Origin of the sequence: Neisseria sp. P0020.S005 (genome assembly GCF_051957055.1) — a bacterium.
GTDB classification, from domain to species: Bacteria; Pseudomonadota; Gammaproteobacteria; order Burkholderiales; family Neisseriaceae; genus Neisseria; species Neisseria subflava_A.
Map to the genome: position 1 here is coordinate 58,700 of NZ_JBQCWV010000006.1, position 21,727 is coordinate 80,426.

Here is a 21,727-nt window from a genome sequence, read left to right on the forward strand (position 1 = left end):
TCAAAAATGAAAGTAAAAGCCCTGCTTGCAATTGCCGCCGCCATGAGCCTCGCTGCCTGCGCCGCACCTGAAGCCCATCGCCATGACCATGGTCAACGTCATGAGCACAATCATGCACACGAACATGGCCACCAACATCATGACATGCACAGCCATGGCCGTGTTCAATCATTCAGCTGCGAAAACGGCCTGTCTGTACAAGTCCGCAACCTGAGCACCAACCAAGTCGAACTGCGTCTGGATGACAAAGTTGCCACCCTGTCTTCTGCCGTTGCAGGTTCAGGCGAACGCTATGTTGCCAACCAAGGCCTGTTCGGCAAAGGCGCTGAATGGCATCAAAAAGGCAGCGAAGCATTCTTCGGCTTCACTGACCCATACGGCAACAAAGTAGAAACTTCTTGCTCTGCACGTTAATTTCTACTAAGCAATAGAATAGCTAAAGGCCGTCTGAAAACTTGTTTCAGACGGCCTTTTATATTGGATAAAACGAAAGAGAAATATAGTTTCCGTTCAATGAGAAAATGTAAATATGAGGCTATTTGAAGGTTCAAAATACATCCATACCCCACAGATAGTAAGGCCCTTTGAAAAGTGCTTTCTACGAGAATATATTTCTCAATATACGTCAAATCCACTATACCTATACTGACTATCTCTATTTATCAAAACTACAAATCCCAATTACCCTTCAAAATCTATCCGTTATACGAAACAGATTCAATAAACAAAGGCCGTCTGAAACCTATTACCAAAGTTTTCAGACGGCCTTTATCTTAGACCAAACAATTAAGCGTAATGTCTGTCTTCGCCTTTACCATCAACGTTGTCGGCACAACGTTTACAGATGGTTTCATGGCCTGCAACTGCGCCCACATCGTGGGTGTAGTGCCAGCAACGTTCGCATTTTTCACCATCGCTGGCTTTGGCGGTTACAGTAAGTTCATTACCTACTTTCACTTCTGCTTTAGACACCAGCAAAGCAAAGCGTAATTCTTCGCCCAAAGTGTTCAGATAGTCGGCAATTTCTTCCGGAGCCGTAATTTCGGTTTCGGCTTGCAATGAAGAACCGACGGTTTTATCCGTACGCAGAGGCTCGATGGCGGCGGTTACTGCTTCGCGGGCTTCTCGGATTGCCGTCCATTTTTTCACCAATTCGGCTTCGGCTTTTTCATTGATAGACGGGAACTCATGCCATGTGTGGAAGAGGACGCTGTCTTCTTCTCCACCACCGATGATGTCCCATGCTTCCTCTCCGGTAAAGCACAAAATCGGAGCAATCAACAGAACCAAACTGCGTGTGATGTGATACAGGGCAGTTTGCGCGCTGCGGCGAGCATGGCTGTCTGCTTTGGTGGTGTAGAGGCGGTCTTTCAGGATATCGAGGTAGAACGCGCCCAAGTCTTCCGAGCAGAAAGAAACAATGTCTTTTACAGCAAAGTGGAAGGCGTAGCGAGGATAGAAGTCGCCTGCCAGACGCTCTTGCAGCTGACGTGCCAATACCACGGCATAGCGGTCGATTTCCACCATGTCTGCCTGTTGCACGGTATCTTCAATAGGATTGAAGTCGCTGAGGTTGGCAAACAGGAAGCTCAAGGTATTGCGGATACGACGATAGCTTTCAGTTACGCGCTTAAGAATTTCTTTGGAAATCGCCAATTCGCCGCTGTAATCGGTGGATGCCGCCCACAGACGCAGGATGTCCGCGCCGAATTCGTTGTAAACTTCTTGTGGTGCAACGACATTGCCGATGGATTTCGACATCTTGCGGCCATTTTGGTCAACCACAAAACCGTGGGTCAGCAGCTGTTTGTATGGCGCGCGACCCATTGATGAGGCGCAACCGGTCAACATAGACGATTGGAACCAGCCGCGGTGTTGGTCGCTGCCTTCGAGGTACAAGTCAGCCGGCCATTCCAATTCTTCGCGTTGTTTCAAGACGGAATAATGGGTCGAGCCTGAGTCGAACCATACGTCCATGGTATCGGAAAGTTTGTCGTAATTTTCGCAATCTTCCGCACTCAAGAGTTCGCTCTTATCAAGAGAAAACCATGCTTCGATACCTTTTTCTTCGATTTTTTGGGCAACTTTTTCCAGCAACTCGGCAGAGTTCGGGTGTAGCTCGCCCGTTTCTTTGTGGACGAAGAAAGTCATCGGCGTGCCCCAGTAACGTTGGCGTGAAACCACCCAGTCAGGACGGCCTTCAATCATGGCTTCCAAACGCGCACGACCCCATGATGGGAAGAATTCGGTGTCATCAACGGCCTTGATGGCTTTGTCGCGTAAGGTTTTACCGTCGGCACCGGCTTTGTCCATACCGACAAACCATTGGCCGGTCGCACGGTAAATCAACGGCGTTTTGTGACGCCAGCAGTGTGCGTAGCTGTGTTCAATTTTGCTGCTTGCCAAGAGGTTGCCGGTTTCTTCCAGCCATTGCAGGATGACGGGATTGGCTTCCCAAACGCGCATACCAGCGACACGAGGTGTTTCGCTGATGTATTTGCCTTCGGCGTTAACAGGGTTGTAAAGCTCGATGCCGTATTTATTGCAGACGGCGTAGTCTTCCAGACCATGCGCAGGCGCAGTATGCACCAAACCAGTACCGGCATCGGTGGTCACATGGTCGCCGTTGAGCATGGGAATATCGCGTTCGAGGAACGGATGATTCATGTGCAGGTTTTCCAGCTTGTCGCCGGTTGTTTCTGCCAATACATTCAGGTCGTCTGAAGCAAAGCCGTAACGTTTGAGCGCATCTTCTGCCAAATCCTTGGCCAACACCAATTTGCCTTTAGGCGTATCAATCAGTTGATACACCACGTCTGCACCAGCTGAAACAGCTTGGCTCGCAGGCAAAGTCCAAGGCGTGGTCGTCCAGATGACGGCAAACGCTTTGCCTTCGATGCCGGACAAACCGAATGCGGCGGCAAGCGCAGCAGTATCTTTAAACGGATAGCCCACATCAATCGCAGGCGATACTTTGTCTTTATATTCCACTTCGGCTTCGGCCAATGAAGAGCCGCAGTCCAAGCAGAATTGAACCGGTTTCGCGCCGCGGTAGAGATAGCCGGATTTGTAGATTTCGCCGAGCATACGCACGGTATCGGCTTCGGTTTTGAAATCCATGGTCAAGTAAGGATTGTCCCAGTCGCCCAACACGCCCAGACGGATAAAGTCTTTTTTCTGGCGGGCAATCTGTTCGGCGGCGTATTCGCGGCACAATTCGCGGAAACGGGCTTTAGGCATGTCTTTGCCGTGCAGCTTTTCTACCATCACTTCGATAGGCAAACCGTGGCAGTCCCAACCCGGTACATAAGGCGCGTCAAAACCGGCTTGGGTTTTGCTGCGGATAATGATGTCTTTGAGAATTTTATTGACGGCATGACCGATGTGGATGTCGCCGTTGGCATACGGAGGACCGTCGTGCAGAATGAATTTCGGACGGCCTTTGGCGATTTCGCGCAGTTTTTGGTAGCGTTTTTGCTCGTACCAGCTTTTCAGCCATGCAGGCTCGCGCTTGGCAAGATTGCCGCGCATTGGAAACGGGCTCTCGAGCAGGTTTACGGTTTTACTGTAATCGGTCATTTTTTGATCTCTATTGTTGCGGTATTTCGGTTTCAGACGGCCTGATTGCTCATTTTGAAAAGAACAGGCCGTCTGAAAAAATTCAAAGGACTTATTGTAGCCCAATTATCTTGATTTTATAAGCTTCTAGAAGCGTTTCTATGCTTCCCAAACCCTCGCATCTTCCATATCTTGCAAAATTTGGGTTTTCAATGCCTCGATACTCTCAAATTTTTTCTCGTCACGCAGTTTGTGCAGGAAACGGACGAAGATGCGTTGTCCATACAAATCGCCGTTAAAATCGAACAGATGGACTTCCAGCTTTTGCGAACGATTGTTGCTGACAGTGGGGTTAAAACCAAAACTGGCCACGCCTCGGCGCGTACCGAATGCGCCGTCAGCTTCAACGACAAATACGCCGCTTAGCGCATAATGATATGGGGGAAGCTGGACATTGGCGGTAGGCGCGTTAATGGTGCGGCCGAGTTTTTGCCCGTGTTTGACCTTTCCGCTCAACACGTAATCATGGCCCAACAGTCTTTTGGCGTATTCCAACTTACCGTCTGAAAGGGCTTGGCGGACGGTGGTACTGCTGGTACGGATGTCTTCAACGATAACGGACGGCGTGCGCTCGGTTTGCATATCGGGCTGTTGAGCCAAGAGTTCAAAACAGCCTTCACGGCCAGCACCGAAACGGAAATCGTCGCCAATCAACAAATAACGCGTGTTGAGCGTTTGGCGCAAAAGTTGGTCGATAAACGCTTGTGCGCTCATATCGGAGAAAGCTTGGTTAAAACGCAAGACCCAAACGGCATCCACGCAGCCGGTTTCACGCAAAAGGCGCAATTTGGTACGCAGCGGGCTGATGCGGTAAGGCAGCTTTTTCCCGGCTTTGCGCGCAAAAAATTCTTTGGGCTGAGGCTCAAAAACAACAACGACAACAGGCAGACCGCGCTGGTCTGCCTCTCGTTTGAGTTTTTGTAGAATGTGTTTGTGCCCGAGGTGTACGCCATCGAAGTTGCCGATGGTTACGGCGGCTCCTTGCGGAAATTTGGGCGCGTGTCGCTGTCCAAGCCAGATGTTCATGGGTGGTGGGTATTGTGTTTGAATAGGCGGCTATTGTAAACGTTATTGCCGTTTCAATAAACCTTAGGCCGTCTGAAACCAATAAATATATGCTTTCAGACGGCCCTAAAGTTTGTTAATACCTTACCACCACCAAGGATAACGGCCAAACGGATAGCCCCAATCGTCGTAATAACGATAGTAACGGGCTTCGCGCAGCTGTTCTTGAGAAATATAGTTTTGCCATGCCATTTTGTAGCAGGCTTGGAACATCGGATCGGAAACTTTGTCGATATATTTGAGGCGGAAGGCTTTTTGTTCCGCAGTTGCGGCACCGGGTTTGCCTTCTTCGTCAAATTTGCGGCGGATCAGCGCGGCAGTCTCCTGATCGCATTGGGCAGCAAGATGTACTTGAAGATCCTGCTCATAGCGTTTCTGCGCTTGGGCGCGTGCGGCTTTTTGCTCAGGCGTGGTGGCGCAGGCGGCAAGTAATGCGGCAGCACCAATCAATAAAGTCAGGCGGATAGGATTCATCGGATGTTTCCTTATAGTCATGTATAGCTATTAATGTACGCCCTCATCTTGTAATGGGCAAGTGTGGCAACTTGGGGACACTTTCATATTATTTGTTCTTGGCAGCAGGCAGTTGCATATAAAATACACCCAATATAAATGCTCGCTCCTACCCTCAATCAATGAACGACGACAAACGGCCCCACTCTTACCGACCGCGCCACCATAGGCAACACACGCCGCCGTTTTGGCAGGCAGACCGCCCGTATCTGCACGAACACAATATTTCCGATGCCCGTTTCAGACGGCTGGGCTACATCATGGCCTTTCTTGCCGGTGCGATTAATGCCGGGGGTTACTTCGCATTCTCACGTTATACCTCCCACGTTACCGGCTCAATGTCGCTGTTGGCAGATGTTTTGTATCTTCAAGAGTGGAGTGTGGCCATTATTGCCACAATCAGCGTGTTGTGTTTTGTTGCCGGAGCCGCGCATTCGGGCTGGGTGATTTTGTGGACGCAGCAAATGCGTTTCCGTGGCAGCTTTGGGTTTTCCATGTGGCTGGAAGCAGTTTATCTGTTGATCTTCGGCTTGTTCGGTATTGCCGCGATGGAATGGGATTTTGGTGGCTCTGATTTTATTATGCCGTCTTTGGCATTGTTTTTATTGTGTTTTATTATGGGCATGCACAATACGGTTATCACGCTTCTTTCCGGCGGCGCCATCCGCTCCACCCACATGACCGGTACGGCGACCGACTTGGGCATTGAAATTTCACGCGCGCTTTATTACTCCAAACAACATCATCCGCGCCTGCCGCACGTCCGCGTCAACAAACCGAAAATGTGGCTTTTAAGCGGCTTGATGCTGTCGTTTTTGCTGGGTGGCGTGGTTGGCGCATGGGGTTATCATCTGGTCGGCCATCATTTCGCCCTGCCCGTTTCCGCCGTTTTACTCATACTGGGTGCAGGTTCAGTGGGATACGATGTCAAGGTCAGATTGAAATGGGCATTCGTCAACTGGTATCGCCGCAAGCATAAAAAACGGAAGAAACTGTAAAAAACTTTGCTTGTTATTTCGCGGCAAAATGACCAAACTGTCGGAGAAATGCAGAAATGCTTCAGAATTATGTTAACTGGCAAATATTTTCGTAATATCGGGTTAAACCCATTCTTTTACGTTTCGGATATTGGGTATCATAAATCCGTAATGACCCACGCGGTTTTTATTGATTTTTTTCAGACGGCCCGGACCGTCATCTAAAAAGAGGATACGACATGAAATTCTTGAAACCCCTGACCGTTATTGCCACTGCAATTCCTTTGGCGCTCACCGGCTGTGTAACTGATCCTGTTACCGGCCAACAATCCGCCAGCAAAACCGCTATGTACGGCTTGGGCGGTGCGGCTGTTTGCGGCATCGTGGGTGCGCTGACCCATGGCGGTAAAGGCGCGCGTAACTCCGCATTGGCTTGTGGTGCAGTAGGTGCCGGTATCGGCGGTTACATGGACTACCAAGAGAAAAAACTGCGTCAAAGCCTGGCCAACACCAACATCGAAGTTGAACGTCAAGGCAACCAAATCAAACTGGTTATGCCTGAAAACGTAACCTTCGCTACCGGCAGCGCTGCCCTGAGCGGCCATGCTCAAAGCGCCTTGTCTGCCGCTGCGCAAACTTTGGTTCAATATCCTGACACGACTTTGACCATCAACGGCCACACCGACAACACCGGTAACGACGCCATCAACGAACCATTGTCTCGCAACCGTGCCGAATCTGTTGCCACCTTCCTGCAATCCCGTGGCGTAAGCAGCACCCGTTTGAGCACTTTCGGTTACGGCTCCCGTCAACCCATCGCCTCCAATGCTACTGTTGAAGGCCGCGCACAAAACCGCCGCGTTGAAATCTTGATCAACCCTGACCAACGCGCTATCGATGCCGCTAAAAAACAAATGTAATCCGACATCTGTCTGATTCCCATACTTAAGGCCGTCTGAAATTTCAGACGGCCTTTTTCTTTATAGATTTTGTTTGCAATTTCTCCTCCTCAATCCAATCCATCATAAAATTTATTCCTTTATTAACAAGACTTTTCAATTTTTTCTTTAAAAAAACTGTATTAATACTCTAATTTTTACACTAACTTAGAGTATAATTCCTAAAATTTTAAAAACACGCCCCATGCCGTCTGAAAAACGGCGGCGAAAAACACACTTATTTATATACACATCAGCCTGTTATCCAATCCATTTCATAGGATTTCAGACGGCACCATCCAGAATCTATGAAGGAGCATCCATGCAAAACAACTTTGACCCATTGACTATCCGTGGCAAATCACTGATTCCCGTCGTTCAAGGCGGTATGGGTGTAGGCGTTTCCGCATCAAAACTCTCCAGCGCGGTTGCACGCGAAAACGGCGTAGGTACCATCGCCAGCGTCGATTTACGCCACTTGCACGAAGATTTGCTGGCCGAATCAAAAATCGATTCCAGCGAAGAAAAATACACCCGCCTCAACTGCATCGCGCTTGACCGTGAAATCAAAAAAGCCAAAGCCGATTCAGAAGGCAAAGGCATGATTGCCGTCAACGTCATGAAAGCCGTCAAAGACCATGCCGCCTACGTCCGCCAGGCCTGCGAATCCGGTGCAGACGCGATTGTGATGGGTGCAGGCTTGCCTTTGGACTTGCCGGAAATGACCGAGGGTTACCACAAAGATGTCGCCCTTTTCCCTATCCTGTCCGAATCACGCGGTATCAACATCGTTTTGAAACGTTGGATGAAAAAAGGCATCTTGCCCGATGCCATCGTTATCGAACACCCTGCCCATGCGGCCGGCCACTTGGGTGCGGCGACCGTTGACGGCGTGAACGATGCCAAATTCGAGTTCAAACGCGTTATTGAAGAAACATTTGAAGTATTCAAAAACTTGGGTTTGGAAAGCGAAAAAATCCCGTTGGTACTCGCCGGCGGCATGGCAAACTTTGAAAAAGTCAAAACAGCCTTGAAAAACTGGGGCGCGTCCGCCGTTCAAATCGGTACCGCGTTTGCCGTGACCGAAGAAGGCGATGCCCACATCAACTTCAAGAAAACGCTGGCCGGTGCGGAAACCGAAAAAGTGGTTGAATTCATGTCTGTTGCCGGTTTGCCTGCACGCGGCGTGCGCACCAAATTCCTCGACAACTACATCAAACGCGAGGCCAAATTGCAAGCCAATGCCAAAAACGATCCGCGCCGTTGCACACAAGGCCTGAACTGCCTGACCAGCTGCGGTTTGCGCGACGGTTTGGCCAAAGCCGGTCAATTCTGTATCGACATCCAACTTTCCGCCGCATTCCGCGGTGAAGTCGATAAAGGCCTGTTTTTCCGCGGCAAAGACCCGCTGCCGTTTGGCAACGCCATCCGTACGGTTCAAGAAACCATTCATTATCTCTTGAACGGTTCCCTGCCCGTCGTCCCTGCCAAATAAACGCATCAATATTCAAAAGGCCGTCTGAAAAACATTTAAACCCTGTTTTCAGACGGCCTTTTTGTCCCAATCCATCTAAAAAATGCTAAGATTATTGCCTGAATTTATCGGCAGAAATATCATGAACCCATTATTGAACCATCTCAAACCCTATCCTTTCGCCCGCCTGCGTGAAGCCATGCAAGGCATTGATGCACCCGAAGGCATTACGCCCATTCATCTGCAAATCGGCGAGCCAAAACACCCGACGCCCAAAGTCATCACCGACGCGCTGACCGCCTCCCTGCACGAACTGGAAAAATATCCGCTGACCGCAGGCCTACCCGAACTGCGCCAAGCCTGCGCCGAATGGGTTGCCCGCCGTTATGATGGTTTGAGCCTCAATCCCGACAATGAAATCCTGCCGGTATTGGGCAGCCGGGAAGCGTTGTTTTCTTTTATCCAAACCGTTTTAAATCCGGCTTCAGACGGCTCCAAACCGGTCGTTATCAGCCCCAATCCGTTCTATCAAATTTACGAAGGCGCGACTATTTTGGGCGGCGGAGAAATCCATTTTGCCAACTGTCCTGCGCCCAGCTTCAACCCCGATTGGAGCAGCCTGCCCGAAGACGTATGGCGGCGCACCAAAGTCCTGATCGTCTGCTCGCCAAACAACCCGAGCGGCAGCGTCCTGCAATTAGAAGACTGGAAAGAAATTTTTGATTTGCAAGACAAATACGGTTTCGTTATTGCCTCTGACGAATGCTATTCCGAAATCTATTTTGACGGCAACAAGCCGATCGGCGGCCTGCAGGCTGCGGCGCAATTAGGACGCGGCACACGCAACATTATTATGTTCACCAGCCTGTCCAAACGCTCCAATGTCCCCGGTTTGCGTTCCGGCTTTGTCGCAGGCGATGCCGAGTTACTCAAAAACTTCCTGCTCTACCGCACCTACCACGGCAGCGCGATGAGCATTCCCGTCCAACGCGCCAGCATTGCCGCTTGGAACGATGAAGAACACGTCATTGACAACCGCCGCCTCTACCAAGAAAAATTCGACCGCGTCATCCCTATTTTGCAACAGGCATTCGATGTCAAACTGCCTGACGCGTCGTTCTACATTTGGCTGAAAGTTCCCGATGGCGACGACTTGGCATTTACGCGCAACCTGTGGCAGAAAGCCGCTATCCAAGTATTGCCCGGCCGATTCCTCGCCCGCGATACCGAACAAGGCAATCCGGGCGAAGGCTACGTCCGCATCGCTCTGGTTGCCGATGTGGAAAGCTGCGTCAAAGCGGCTGAAACCATGGTTGCTTTATACCGCCGATAAAACAAAGGCCGTCTGAAATTTCAGACGGCCTTTTTAAATCAACCCAGTTATATCACGAAATCCAACAGATAAAAATCTTCTTTGCCTACGCCGCACTCAGGGCATTTCCAGTCATCGGGAATATCTTCAAACTTAGTTCCGGCAGGCAGGCCGTGCTCGGGATCGCCGAGGTCTTCGTCGTAAATCCAGCCGCAAGGGCCGCACATATATTGAGCCATTTTGTGTTCCTTCTATTTTAAAAGGCCGTCTGAAACCGTATTTTCAGACAGCCTTTCGTGTGTTTTATTGTTAATATTTTGGATTTATTGCGCTGCTTCCAAAGCGGCGATTTCTTTACGCAGGTGTTTGATGGCCGGTGTTACGATGGCGACGAACATGGCCTCGCGGACGCGGCGTTGTGCCGGGCTGCGCATCAGATAACCTTTCGCGCCTGCATGCAATGCGGCAGATTGAGTGGCGTTCAATGCCAATACGGCCGCCGCTTCACGCAGTTTCAAGGTTGCCAGCGTGTCAGGTTTGTTGTTCCACGCATCATCGGCAAGGCGTTCGGTTTCCGCCCATGCGCTATCCAACGCAGCTTTCAAATCATCGTAGCTATGGTCGAGGTAAGCGTTCACTTCCGCGTTCACTACATTGGCCATGCGGATAATGCCGAGCGCACCGTCAATCACACCGGCGCCGATACCTATTTGCAGCAAGATGAAACCGGCTTTAATGGTCAGGATATAAGACTGGAACTGCTCAGGCGTAGCAATCACATCTTCATCGGGAATAAACACATCTTTAAAATTCAGGCTGTAAGTGCGCGTGCCTTCCAAACCGCAGAACTCAGGGCAATCTTGCAAGGTCACGCCTTCCCATTGACCGCCGGTGATAAACATCACATAGCTATCGCCGATTTGGGCGGTATTCGCCCAAATATGGTCTTCGCCGATATTGGATACCCAAGGCAAAGCGCCGTTGATTTTGTAGCCGCCTTCGACACGTTCGGCTTGCAGATTATGTTTTTCGATACCGGCAAGGTGTTTGACGGTATTGGACATACCCGTACCGGCCAAGACTTTGCCCTGCAGAATATCGGCAAAATATTTGTCTTTAACCGCTTGGTTGGGCGATTGGTGCAGATACCACGCGCAAGCCGCCTGACACCATGCGCTGAACGAAGTGGCGCCGCATTCTTTACCGATTTCGCGCAATACGGCGATTTGCGTTGCCAAACCCAAACCGTTACCGCCCTCTTCAACCGTACCGGTCGCGGCAAAGCCGCCGATTTTGCCCAATTCCAGCATAAATTCTTTCGGATACAGGCCTTTGCGGTCGATGTCGTCCACCAATGGTTTCAGCTTGCTTTTAACGAGTGCGGCAACATTGTTCAGTAAAGCTTCGCGTGTCATGATTTTTCCTCTGAATAAGGTTTGAAGCGTAGATGGTTCTACTCATGAATTATTCTTGACAACAAGGATATCCCTTGCTTTTTGCTAAAAGGCCGTCTGATTTTTCAGACGGCCTTTGATGAGATTAGGCAAATGCCTGCAATTCAGGGTTGATTTCAGTTTTGGCAAGGTTGTTGACGTAGTTGCACAAGGTTGCCAAAGCAACGCCCATAACTACTTCAACGGCTTGCTGTTGGTTGTAGCCTGCATCGAAGAATGCTTTCAGCTCGTCGTCGGATACCGCGCCTTTTTTCGCCATAACGGCTTGGGTGAATGTTGCCAAAGCACCCAGTTTGGCATCGTCAAACTCGCCTGCAGCCAATGCGCGGGCGGCTTTGATGGATTGTTCAGACAGCAGTTTTTTCAGGGTAGCCAGTTTGGTGTGGCCGGCAACGCAGAAACCGCATTCGTTGGTACGGGCGGCGATGATTTGGACAACTTCAACTTCGCCGTCAGTCAGGCTGTTGGCCGCATTCAGCTTGCCAACTTCTTGATAAAACGCCAAAGCTTCAGGCGCATTGGCCAAAACGCCGATCAGGTTAGGAATAAAGCCATTGTTTTTCAATACGGCTTCAATGCGTGGTTTGGCGGCTTCAGGAGCGGTTTCGACTGTGTGTATGGTCAAGCGGGACATGTGTATAACCTTCTTATCTGGTGAAATGAAGCGACCATCATAAGCCATCCGTCTCTATAAGAAAAAGACTTATTGGTTATTTACCGTGAACCAAAAGTTATAAGGCCGTCTGAACGGATTCAGACGGCCTTATCAAATGATTCAACTCATTATTTCATAAAGTTTTTCAGCAGCATAGAAGCAATGTCGTCCAAGCCAAAGCCATCCGCATCTTGAACCATGCCGTTAGGCGTGGCTTTATCGACCAAGTCAGGCAATACTTTTGCCAACAAATCGCCTGCTTGACCGGCATCCACGCCGAATTTTTGCGCGATTTGGTTTACCGTATCGCTGCCCAAAGCATTTTGCAGGTCGCTGCCGGACACAGGCAGGTTGCTGGATTGGTTGGAAACCCAGCTGCTCAGGGCATCGCCCAAACCGCCTTGTTGCAGTTGGTTGATCAGGTTGCCCACGCCGCCTTGTTGTTTCACCAAATCCATCGCCATATCGGTCAGAGAACCTTGTGCGCCGTTTTCGCTGTTGCCACCCAACATTTGGGTAGCCGCATTCAAAAGATTGTCCATGAGTGCCATGACTTTTTCCTTATATTTGTGTCTAAAAAAGAGAACGGAGTGTAGCAAAATTTATGCTGGAAAAAATCAGGCTTAACCAAACTAAACCTCTTTTATCTCAAAGCCGTAATAAAACCAAGGCCGTCTGAAATCAAGTTTCAGACGGCCTCTATAACGAACCATGTGCTATTCTTCGCGGCCATTGAAATACTCGGCCGCTCCGCCTTCAAAAAAGCCTTGCAAAATCGCCTGCGCCGCTACTTGGTCAAGCACGGATTTTTGTTTTCGGCCAAATACTTGGGCTTCCGCAAGTAGGCTTTCCGCGTATAAGGAAGACATCCTTTCGTCCACCCAATAAACCGGCAAATTAAAACGTCCGTGCAAACGGCGGCCAAACTTACGGCTCAAACGGGTCAGCTCATGCTCCGTTCCGTCGGTATGCATCGGCAGTCCGACCACAAAATACTTGGGTTGCCATTCTTTGACCAGCTTGGCAATGGCCTCGAATTTTTCATCATTGCTGTTGCCGGTTACCGTCGCCAGTGGATGGGTCATGCCCAACTCGGCCTCTCCCTGCGCGACGCCGATGCGCGCTTCGCCGAAATCAAAAGCCAAAACCGTGCCTTTTGGTGCTTCAGGCATGGCCGACTCCCGAAACCAAGGCGTTCGGATTGACTCCCAATTTTTCAAAAGCGGCGGCATAACGGAGTTCATAAGGCACATCAAACAGAATATGTTCGTCCGCAGGAACGGTCAGCCAAACATTTTCTGCCAGCTCGCGCTCCAACTGCCCTTTACCCCATTTCGAATAACCAATACTGATCAAAGCCTTATCCACCGCACCTTCTTTAGACAAGTTTTCAATCACATCGCGCGAAGAAGTTAGCGCGACGTTATCGGTTACCACCATGCTGTTTTGCCAGCGGCCGATCGGCGTATGCACGACATAACCGCGCTCAATCTGAACCGGCCCGCCCATCATCACGTTTTCATGTTGCAGGCGCAACGGGATATTGCGGTCGGCAGCGGCGAAAATCATGTCCATGGTAATCGGCGAAGGCTTGTTGATGATGATGCCCAGCGCACCTTCTTCATCGTGTTCGCACACATAAATGACCGTATCCGTAAAAAACGGATCATCCATATGAGGCATGGCAATCAGGAAATGGTTGGCTAAATTCATATTCTTTTAATCTATAAGCTGATTTTATTATTTTTGTCCGTCGGCAACCGGCGCATCCACCACGCATGCACCGTAAACCGCGCCGCCTGCCGGTACCGGCGTATCGGTTTTCGCATGGGCAAAACACGATACCGCGCTCAAAGAGTTCTTCGGCGAACCTTGAACGATTTTATCGCTGTATACCAAATAAGCAAAAGACTTACGTTTCGGGTCGTAGTAGCGGATAATCTGCTGGCTCTTAAATGCTATGCTGGCGCTGCGTTTGAACACTTGTCGAGGTTTCAAAACCGCAGCCTCGTTATAACGGATGACTTCCGCACTTTGTACGCAGGAAACCGATGCGTCGCTGGCATCTTCTTCCAGATTGACCGTTTCTTTCAAACCGCCTTTTTTCGCGTACGAAATATAACAGGCAACCCCCTGCACATCAGGATCGTCAAAACCTTCTACTTCAATACGGTCGTTTTTACCCAGCATATGAAACACCGTACTGGCGCGTCCGATTTTATCGGTATTGTCACCGCAAGCCGCCAAAACCATGGCACCCAACACTACTAATAAATATTTTTTCATAATATCCTGTCGATGCAGACTGTCAGTTTCCAGGCAGACTAAACCCCGTCCGCCTACTCTATCGTTACTATATAAGACCGTTCGTCCATATTGCAACCCAATATTATTTTCAGACGGCCTGACAGACAGTATAATCCGTCCTATTGTTCCTACTTTGATAGCAAGATCGAACCATGCGTTACAAACCCCTCATTCTCGCCCTGTTGCTCAGTTTCTCCCTGCCAACCTATGCTGCCAAAGACGCGCCGAAAGAAAAAGCGGCCGCCGTCAAAAAAACTGCGTCCGTGAAAAAAGAAAAAGAAGCCGCTAAGGCAGATGTAAAAAAAGAAACCTCAAAAAAACAAGCGGTAAAAGAAAAAGAGGAAGACAAAAAAGCGGTTAAAGCCCAAGCTGCCAAAGAGAAGGAAACTGCCGACAAAAACGAACGCGCTTCAGCCAAAAACAAACCGGCTAAAGCCGCCGAAGCTGCTGCCGACAATAAAAAGGCCAACCGCAAAGCTGAAGAGCCTAAAGAAACGGCAAAAGACAAAAAAGCCGCAGCCGCAAAATCCGGCAAAACCAAAGAACAAGACAAGAAACCTGCTGAAGATAAAAAAGACAGCAAAGCCAAAGAACCCGTAAAAAAAGCAGACCCTAAGGAAACCAAAGCCAAAGAGCCTGCTAAAAAAGCAGCTGAAGATAAAAAAGACGGCAAAAAAACCAAAGAACCAGTAAAAAAAGCAGCCGAAGACAAAAAGGCCGAAGCTAAAGAGCCTGCAAAAAAAGCTGTTGACGACAAAAAAGACACAAAAGCCAAAGAGCAAAACAAAAAGGCCGAGCCTAAAGTTGAGCCTAAAGTCGCTTCTTTAGCCGACAACGATTTCAAAGCAGCCGTAACTGCCGCCGCCAACGACATAGAAACCAAGAAATCCTTTGCCAAACGCAACGAGGGTTTCATTATCCATGTCAATGCCACGCTCAAACAGCTGCAACAAACACGCAACAACCTCTCCGGCATCAACCGCAAACAACGCGACGCATGGGAAAAATTCCAAAAACTCAATGCCGATGCCAACCAGTTGAAAGCCGAAGTGTCCAACACGCGCGCCCAAATTTCGCGCTTTGTGTCCGGCAACTATAAAAACAGCCAGCCCAACGCGGTCGCCCTCTTCCTGAAAAACGCCGATGCCGGTCAAAAAAACCGTTTCCTGCGTTACACGCGTTATATCAACAACGCCAACGACCAAGTCATGAGAGACTTGGAAAAACAACAGAAAGAGCTGGCGGCGCAAGAGCAAAAAATCAACAATGAATTGGCTTACCTGAAAAAACTGCAAGCCAATATCCAAGCTTCGTTGCGTCAACAAGGCGTAACCAATACCGCCGAACAAGCCGAAAGCCGCCGTCAAAACGCGCAAATGGCCAAAGAAGCGCAAAAGAAAATCAACCACAGAGAAAACGAGCAGCGCCTCAACAATCTCTTGAAAGATTTGGAAAAACGCAAAGCCGAGCAACGCAAAGCCGAAGCCGAAGCGCGTAAAAAAGCCGCCGAAGCCCGTTTGGCCGCCGCCGAAAAAGCCCGCAAAGAGCAGGCTGCCGCCCAACAAAAAGCCGAAGCAGAACGCGCCGCCATGTCCACGCTGACTGACGAAGACATGAAACTGCAAGCCCCAAACACCCAAGGCTTGACCGTCAGCAACGCCAACAGCTTCAGCCGTATGCAAGGCCGTCTGAAAAAACCGGTCAACGGTACATTGGCAGGCCTGTTCGGTCAAGACCGCGGCGATGGCGAAGTTTGGAAAGGCGTGTTCTACAATACCGTTCCTGCTCCGGTCAGCAGCATTGCCTCAGGCACGGTTACTTTTGCCGGCGAACTTGAAGGCTACGGCAAAGTAGTCGTCCTCGACCACGGCGACGGCTATGTCAGCATTTACTCCGGCCTGAACGAAATCGACATCGCCCAAAACTATGCCGTCAATGCCGGCAGCAAGATTGGTACCAGCGGCACTTTGCCGTCGGGCGAAACCGGCCTTTACCTTGAAGTCCGCTACAACGGACAAGTCATGAATCCGCTTTCCTGGATTAACTGATGTTTCAGACGGCCTGAGTGAATTTTCCCCTTCAGGCCGTCTGAATTTCATCATAAACTACAATAAAACACGATTTTCACGCCTGTTCAGCACATTAAACAACAAACTTTTACCTTAAACTTATTGTTCCAAGCGTTTAAATCACATAAAGTCAACGGGTTCAGAGAAAACAAAAACCACTTTGCTTACCGTACACAAAAAGAAAGTCAAACGAATGTCAACAAAATCCACTTTGAAAAAAGTTGCAATCTACACTCTCGGCGCGTTTAGCGGCATCGCTCTCAGTCTGAGTGTACAAAGTTTTGCCGCCGAAAAAGACAAAAAAGACAACGAGGCCCTGCCCGTGCAAACCATCCGCACCATGGCAGAAGTGTACGGCCAAATCAAAGCCAACTATTACCAAGACAAACCCGATGCCGAGCTCTTTGAAGGCGCCATGAAAGGCATGGTGTCCGATCTCGATCCGCATTCCGAGTATATGGATAAAAAAGGCTATGCCGAAATGAAAGAGTCCACCAGCGGCGAATTCGGCGGCCTGGGCATGGAAATCGGACAAGAAGACGGCTTCGTCAAAGTCGTTGCCCCGATTGAAGACACTCCGGCAGAGCGCGCAGGCGTGAAAAGCGGCGACTTCATCGTCAAAATCGACAATACCTCTACGCGCGGCCTGACCGTCAGCGAAGCCGTCAAAAAAATGCGCGGCAAACCGGGGACCAAAATCACCCTGACCCTTTCACGCAAAAATGCCGACAAACCCATCGTCGTCAATCTGACCCGCGCCATCATCAAAGTCAAAAGCGTGCGCCATCACCTGCTTGAAAAAGACTACGGCTACATCCGCGTCTCCCAATTCCAAGAGCGAACCGTTGCCGCGCTTAACGAAGCCGCACAAGCCCTTGTCAAAGAAAACAAAGGCCCTCTCAAAGGCATCATCCTCGACTTGCGCGACGACCCGGGCGGCCTGCTCAACGGTGCAGTCGGCGTATCCGCAGCCTTCCTGCAACCTGACGTAACCGTTGTCAGCACCAAAGGCCGCAACAAAAAAGAAGGCATGGTACTCAAAGCAACTGCCGAAGACTACATCACCACCAGCGGCAAAGACCCGTTGGCCGGATTGCCTGCCGAGCTAAAAACCATTCCTATGACCGTCCTGATTAACGCAGGCTCGGCCTCCGCTTCCGAAATCGTTGCCGGTGCATTGCAAGACCACAAACGCGCCGTCGTCGTCGGCACACAAAGTTTCGGCAAAGGCTCAGTGCAAACCCTGATTCCGCTTTCCGGCGGCAGCGCAGTTAAACTGACCACCGCCCTCTACTACACGCCAAACGACCGCTCGATTCAAGCACAAGGCATTGTTCCTGACGTTGAAGTCAAAGATAAAGACCGCGCCTTTGAAAGCCGCGAAGCCGATTTGGTCGGTCATATCGGCAATCCGTTGGGCGGCCAAGACGTCAACAGCAGCACTGAAACGCCTGCCAACGCCGAAACCAAAGCCGATAAAGACAAGTCCAAAAAAGACAAAGATGAAGACATCTCCAGCCGCCGCATTCCAAATCCGGCCAAAGACGATCAGCTCCGCAAAGCCTTGGACTTGGTAAAAAATCCAGCCGAATGGCAAAAATCTTTGGGTTTGGCAGCGAAAAAACCTGCACCGAAAAAAGATGAGGATAAAGACAGCAAAAAATAAACCCATCTTTATCCAATAAAAGGCCGTCTGAAAACTTTCCCATTTTCAGACGGCCTATAAACACTTTCCTACTCCAAGGCAAAAACAAACATGAACATTTCCAAACTCATCCTCCCCGTCCTGACCGGCCTATTCCTCTTAAACTCCCCAGTATCATCGGCAGCCAAACCCGAACAAGCCTCTGAAATGTACATTGCCAACAAAATTACCGGTGAAAACCTACACGGTTTCTGGGGCAATGCAGTCGAAAACGAAGAAGGCGCTCTTATCAACACAACCATCTTTAACCCCGACAACACTGGCACAGACATCGCCATAATGAGTTTCAAAGCCACCAACAAAATCTTCACCATCAGACAGGACTTTAATTGGACATTTGACGAGAAAAAACAAGAAATCCACCAAACCGTAACTGACTATAAAACCTCCATCAACGGCAAAGAAGAACAAAACAAACAAAAAATAGGTGAAGAAAGTACCATAAAAGCCAGAATCCTCATCATCAAAGGCCTGCCCGGCATGTTGGAATTGACTGACAAAGCCAGTGGCAACCAAACCAGCTACTTTAAACAAGATCCGGATAAAATACTCAACCATCTTGAAAACAGCAAAAAAACACGCCCATAATCTCAAGGCCGTCTGAAAACCTCCCTCACTTTTCAGACGGCCTTCCCACTAAAATACTGCGGAAACAAAACACCATGGCAAAAGCCCCCAAAACCATCTACCAATGTACTGAATGCGGCGGCACTTCCCCAAAATGGCAGGGCAAATGCCCGCATTGCGGCGAGTGGAACACACTTCAGGAAAGCCTTGCTGCGCCCGAGCCAAAAAACGCCCGTTTCCAGTCTTGGGCGGCGGACACTTCGACCGTCCAATCCCTCTCCGCCGTTACCGCCACCGAAGTGCCGCGCAATCCGACCGGCATGGGCGAGCTTGACCGCGTATTGGGCGGCGGTTTAGTTGATGGCGCGGTTATTCTGCTTGGTGGTGACCCCGGCATCGGCAAATCCACACTGCTGTTGCAAACCATCGCCAAAATGGCGCAAAGCCGCAAAGTGCTGTACGTTTCCGGTGAAGAATCCGCCCAACAAGTCGCCCTGCGCGCGCAACGTTTGGAACTGCCCACCGAAGGCGTGAACCTGCTTGCCGAAATCCGTATGGAAGCGATTCAGACGGCCTTGAAACAGCATCAGCCCGAAGTCGTCGTCATCGACTCCATCCAAACCATGTATTCCGACCAAATCACTTCCGCCCCCGGCTCCGTGTCGCAGGTGCGCGAGTGTGCCGCCCAACTGACGCGTATAGCGAAACAAATGGGCATCGCCATGATATTGGTCGGACACGTTACCAAAGACGGCGCAATTGCCGGCCCACGCGTGCTGGAACACATGGTCGATACCGTGCTGTATTTTGAGGGCGACCAACACTCCAACTACCGCATGATACGCGCCATCAAAAACCGCTTCGGTGCGGCAAACGAACTGGGCGTATTCGCCATGACCGAAAACGGTTTGAAAGGCGTATCCAACCCGTCCGCTATCTTCCTTGCCAGCTACCGCGACGACACGCCCGGCTCGTGCGTTTTGGTCACACAGGAAGGCAGCCGCCCGCTTTTGGTCGAAATTCAGGCACTGGTCGATGACGCACACGGTTTTACCCCAAAACGACTCACCGTCGGCCTCGAACAAAACCGCCTCGCCATGCTGCTCGCCGTCCTCAACCGCCACGGCGGTATTGCCTGCTTCGACCAAGACGTGTTCCTCAACGCCGTCGGCGGCGTCAAAATCGGCGAACCCGCCGCCGACCTCGCCGTCATCCTCGCCATGCTCTCCAGCTTCCGCAACCGCCCCATGCCCGAAAAAACCGTGGTTTTCGGCGAAATCGGCTTAAGCGGCGAAGTCCGCCCCGTCGCGCGCGGACAAGAGCGGCTCAAAGAAGCGGAAAAACTCGGCTTCAAACGCGCCATCGTCCCCAAAGCCAATATGCCGCGCAATGCCAAAGAATTTCCAAACCTGAAAATCTACGGCGTCAGCAGTTTGCAGGAAGCGATTGACGTTTGTCGTGACGGGGACTAAACCGTTTCGATAATCTGATTCAAAAAAACAATCAGCTAAAAGGCCGTCTGAAAACTTCCAGACGGCCTCTCTTTAAATTTAAATAATTTTGTTATATTATAACGAACGACTTTGTTCTATCTTTTCTACACATCGAAAATCGGAGAGAAATCATGAAAAAAACCGCTTTGCTTATCGCATCCGCCTTCCTGTTCAGCACTGCCGCACACGCCCATCGCGTTTGGGTTGAAACCGCCCACACACATGGCGGCGAATACCTTGAAGCCGAATTGGGCTATGGCGAATTCCCTGAGCTTGAACCTATCACCAAAGACCGCCTGCACATTTTCAGCAAACCCATGCAACTGGTAACTGAAAAAGGCAAAGAAAACATGATTCAAAAAGGCACATACAATTACCAATACCGCAGCAAATTGCCGGTCAAAGACGGTAGCTACCTCGTTACCGCCGAATACCAACCGACTTTCTGGTCAAAAAACAGCGCGGGCTGGAAGCAGGCAAGCATCAAAGAAATGCCTGATGCAAGCTATTGCGAACAAACCCGTATGTTCGGTAAAAACATCGTCAATGTCGGCCACGAAAGCGCAGATACCGCCATTATCACCAAGCAAGTCGGCCAACATTTGGAAATCGTTCCTTTGGACAACCCTGCCAACGTCCACGTTGGCGAACGCTTCAAAGTCCGCGTCCTCTTCAATGGCGAGCCGCTGCCCAACGCTACCGTTACCGCCACATTTGACGGCTTCGACACCAGCGACCGCAGCAAAACCCACAAAACCGAAGCCCAAGCCTTCTCCGATACAACGGACGACAAAGGCGAAGTCAGCATTATTCCCCTGCGCCAAGGTTTCTGGAAAGCCAGCGTAGAACACAAAGCCGATTTCCCCGATCAAAGTGTGTGCCAAAAACAGGCGAACTACACTACTTTGACTTTCCAAATCGGTCATTCACATCATTGATTTCTCCATAACAAAAGGCCGTATGAATATTTCAGACGGCCTTTATTCATTCTATTTAAGGACGATGCGGTGCAAACTGCCATTGTCCCAATTCCAAATTCAAATCAAACAGATTCAGACGGCCTATTGCCACACGGACCAAGCGCAAACATGGAAAGCCTGCTTTCGCCGTCATCCTTCGCACTTGACGGTTTTTCCCTTCCGAAATTTTGATTTCCACCCAAAAATCAGGCACAGACTTGCGCACGCGAATCGGCGGCACGCGCGACCATAAAATATCCGCTTCGCCCTCTTCCAATACCCTGACCTCGGCCGGACGGGTGACAAAATCGCCCAAATCTACGCCACGGCGCAATAAATCCAATTTGGCTTCATCAGGAGAACCCTCCACCTGTGCCCAATAAGTTTTAACCTGCTTAAATTTCGGGTCGGCAATCTGCGCCTGCAAACGGCCATTATTGGTCAGCAGCAGCAAACCCTCGCTGTCCGTATCCAAACGGCCGGCTGGATAAAATCCCGGTTTCTCGACAAAATCCTTAAGGCATTGATGTTTTTCATGTGCAGAAAACTGGCAAATCACGCCATAAGGCTTGTTTAGAATAATCAAATCGTTCATTTCACACTTTCAGACGGCCTTGGATT

Annotated in this window: 21 protein-coding genes; 10 read left to right on the forward strand and 11 right to left on the reverse strand. The window is 50.1% G+C overall.

The window, feature by feature from the left end; genetic code table 11:
* Positions 1-6 precede the first annotated feature (6 nt).
* The gene (locus ACTHTU_RS06355; RefSeq protein ID WP_063075394.1) at positions 7-414 is read left to right on the forward strand and encodes an MliC family protein; all 408 of its coding nucleotides are present in this window, start codon (positions 7-9) and stop codon (positions 412-414) included.
* Positions 415-786: 372 nt separating this feature from the next.
* Here ACTHTU_RS06355 and ileS read toward each other — a convergent pair whose 3' ends face one another.
* From ileS to ACTHTU_RS06370, 3 genes are all read right to left on the reverse strand, one after another.
* Positions 787-3,579 (reverse strand): isoleucine--tRNA ligase, encoded by a 2,793-nt coding sequence (ileS, locus tag ACTHTU_RS06360; RefSeq protein WP_440362101.1) that lies wholly within the window; start codon positions 3,577-3,579, stop codon positions 787-789.
* 138 nt (positions 3,580-3,717) lie between these two features.
* Positions 3,718-4,644: a bifunctional riboflavin kinase/FAD synthetase gene (gene ribF, locus ACTHTU_RS06365; RefSeq protein WP_440362102.1), complete on the reverse strand. Its 927-nt coding sequence runs from the start codon at positions 4,642-4,644 to the stop codon at positions 3,718-3,720.
* 123 nt (positions 4,645-4,767) lie between these two features.
* The gene (locus ACTHTU_RS06370) at positions 4,768-5,157 is read right to left on the reverse strand and encodes a hypothetical protein (RefSeq protein WP_049331430.1); all 390 of its coding nucleotides are present in this window, start codon (positions 5,155-5,157) and stop codon (positions 4,768-4,770) included.
* 161 nt (positions 5,158-5,318) lie between these two features.
* Between ACTHTU_RS06370 and ACTHTU_RS06375 the strand changes: the two genes are divergently transcribed.
* The 4 genes from ACTHTU_RS06375 (at position 5,319) to dapC (ending at position 9,918) form a co-directional block, all read left to right on the forward strand.
* Positions 5,319-6,194: a YoaK family protein gene (locus ACTHTU_RS06375; RefSeq protein ID WP_440362103.1), complete on the forward strand. Its 876-nt coding sequence runs from the start codon at positions 5,319-5,321 to the stop codon at positions 6,192-6,194.
* Between the two features lie 218 nt (positions 6,195-6,412).
* A complete protein-coding gene (locus ACTHTU_RS06380; protein WP_004520099.1) occupies positions 6,413-7,093 on the forward strand; it encodes an OmpA family protein in 681 nt (226 codons plus the stop codon).
* A gap of 340 nt (positions 7,094-7,433) precedes the next feature.
* Positions 7,434-8,606, forward strand: coding sequence for an NAD(P)H-dependent flavin oxidoreductase (locus ACTHTU_RS06385; RefSeq protein WP_440362104.1), 1,173 nt, complete (start codon positions 7,434-7,436; stop codon positions 8,604-8,606).
* Positions 8,607-8,727: 121 nt separating this feature from the next.
* Positions 8,728-9,918, forward strand: a complete 1,191-nt coding sequence (gene dapC, locus ACTHTU_RS06390) for a succinyldiaminopimelate transaminase (protein ID WP_440362105.1) — start codon at positions 8,728-8,730, stop codon at positions 9,916-9,918.
* Positions 9,919-9,965: 47 nt separating this feature from the next.
* Here the strand turns inward: dapC and ACTHTU_RS06395 are convergent, their stop codons facing one another.
* From ACTHTU_RS06395 to ACTHTU_RS06425, 7 genes are all read right to left on the reverse strand, one after another.
* Positions 9,966-10,136, reverse strand: a complete 171-nt coding sequence (locus tag ACTHTU_RS06395) for a rubredoxin (RefSeq protein WP_003680460.1) — start codon at positions 10,134-10,136, stop codon at positions 9,966-9,968.
* A gap of 84 nt (positions 10,137-10,220) precedes the next feature.
* Complete coding sequence (locus ACTHTU_RS06400) at positions 10,221-11,312, reverse strand: acyl-CoA dehydrogenase family protein (protein ID WP_440362106.1); 1,092 nt, start codon at positions 11,310-11,312, stop codon at positions 10,221-10,223.
* A 124-nt stretch (positions 11,313-11,436) separates the two neighbouring features.
* Positions 11,437-11,985 carry a carboxymuconolactone decarboxylase family protein gene (locus ACTHTU_RS06405; RefSeq protein WP_003685141.1) on the reverse strand — a complete coding sequence of 183 codons (549 nt, stop codon included), beginning with the start codon at positions 11,983-11,985 and terminating at the stop codon, positions 11,437-11,439.
* A 149-nt stretch (positions 11,986-12,134) separates the two neighbouring features.
* A complete protein-coding gene (locus ACTHTU_RS06410; protein WP_440362107.1) occupies positions 12,135-12,557 on the reverse strand; it encodes a YidB family protein in 423 nt (140 codons plus the stop codon).
* A gap of 165 nt (positions 12,558-12,722) precedes the next feature.
* Positions 12,723-13,178 (reverse strand): Holliday junction resolvase RuvX, encoded by a 456-nt coding sequence (gene ruvX, locus ACTHTU_RS06415; protein ID WP_440362108.1) that lies wholly within the window; start codon positions 13,176-13,178, stop codon positions 12,723-12,725.
* Positions 13,171-13,719 carry a YqgE/AlgH family protein gene (locus tag ACTHTU_RS06420; RefSeq protein WP_049322876.1) on the reverse strand — a complete coding sequence of 183 codons (549 nt, stop codon included), beginning with the start codon at positions 13,717-13,719 and terminating at the stop codon, positions 13,171-13,173. The genes ruvX and ACTHTU_RS06420 overlap by 8 nt, the downstream gene beginning before the upstream one ends.
* Before the next feature lie 27 nt (positions 13,720-13,746).
* Positions 13,747-14,292 carry a CreA family protein gene (locus ACTHTU_RS06425; RefSeq protein ID WP_049328632.1) on the reverse strand — a complete coding sequence of 182 codons (546 nt, stop codon included), beginning with the start codon at positions 14,290-14,292 and terminating at the stop codon, positions 13,747-13,749.
* 173 nt (positions 14,293-14,465) lie between these two features.
* Here ACTHTU_RS06425 and ACTHTU_RS06430 point away from each other — a divergent pair, with 173 nt between their 5' ends.
* The 5 genes from ACTHTU_RS06430 to ACTHTU_RS06450 all read left to right on the forward strand — a co-directional run bounded on the left by ACTHTU_RS06430 (position 14,466) and on the right by ACTHTU_RS06450 (position 21,085).
* Entirely contained in the window at positions 14,466-16,361 is a 1,896-nt protein-coding gene (locus ACTHTU_RS06430; RefSeq protein ID WP_440362109.1) for a peptidoglycan DD-metalloendopeptidase family protein, read from the forward strand.
* 214 nt (positions 16,362-16,575) lie between these two features.
* Positions 16,576-18,048, forward strand: coding sequence for a S41 family peptidase (locus ACTHTU_RS06435; RefSeq protein WP_371460475.1), 1,473 nt, complete (start codon positions 16,576-16,578; stop codon positions 18,046-18,048).
* Between the two features lie 90 nt (positions 18,049-18,138).
* The gene (locus ACTHTU_RS06440) at positions 18,139-18,675 is read left to right on the forward strand and encodes a hypothetical protein (RefSeq protein ID WP_070825986.1); all 537 of its coding nucleotides are present in this window, start codon (positions 18,139-18,141) and stop codon (positions 18,673-18,675) included.
* Positions 18,676-18,749: 74 nt separating this feature from the next.
* Positions 18,750-20,126: a DNA repair protein RadA gene (radA, locus tag ACTHTU_RS06445; RefSeq protein ID WP_440362110.1), complete on the forward strand. Its 1,377-nt coding sequence runs from the start codon at positions 18,750-18,752 to the stop codon at positions 20,124-20,126.
* Between the two features lie 152 nt (positions 20,127-20,278).
* Positions 20,279-21,085, forward strand: a complete 807-nt coding sequence (locus tag ACTHTU_RS06450) for a DUF4198 domain-containing protein (RefSeq protein ID WP_440362111.1) — start codon at positions 20,279-20,281, stop codon at positions 21,083-21,085.
* A 55-nt stretch (positions 21,086-21,140) separates the two neighbouring features.
* Here ACTHTU_RS06450 and ACTHTU_RS06455 read toward each other — a convergent pair whose 3' ends face one another.
* Positions 21,141-21,701 (reverse strand): pseudouridine synthase, encoded by a 561-nt coding sequence (locus ACTHTU_RS06455; protein WP_440362112.1) that lies wholly within the window; start codon positions 21,699-21,701, stop codon positions 21,141-21,143.
* Positions 21,702-21,727: the final 26 nt, after the last annotated feature.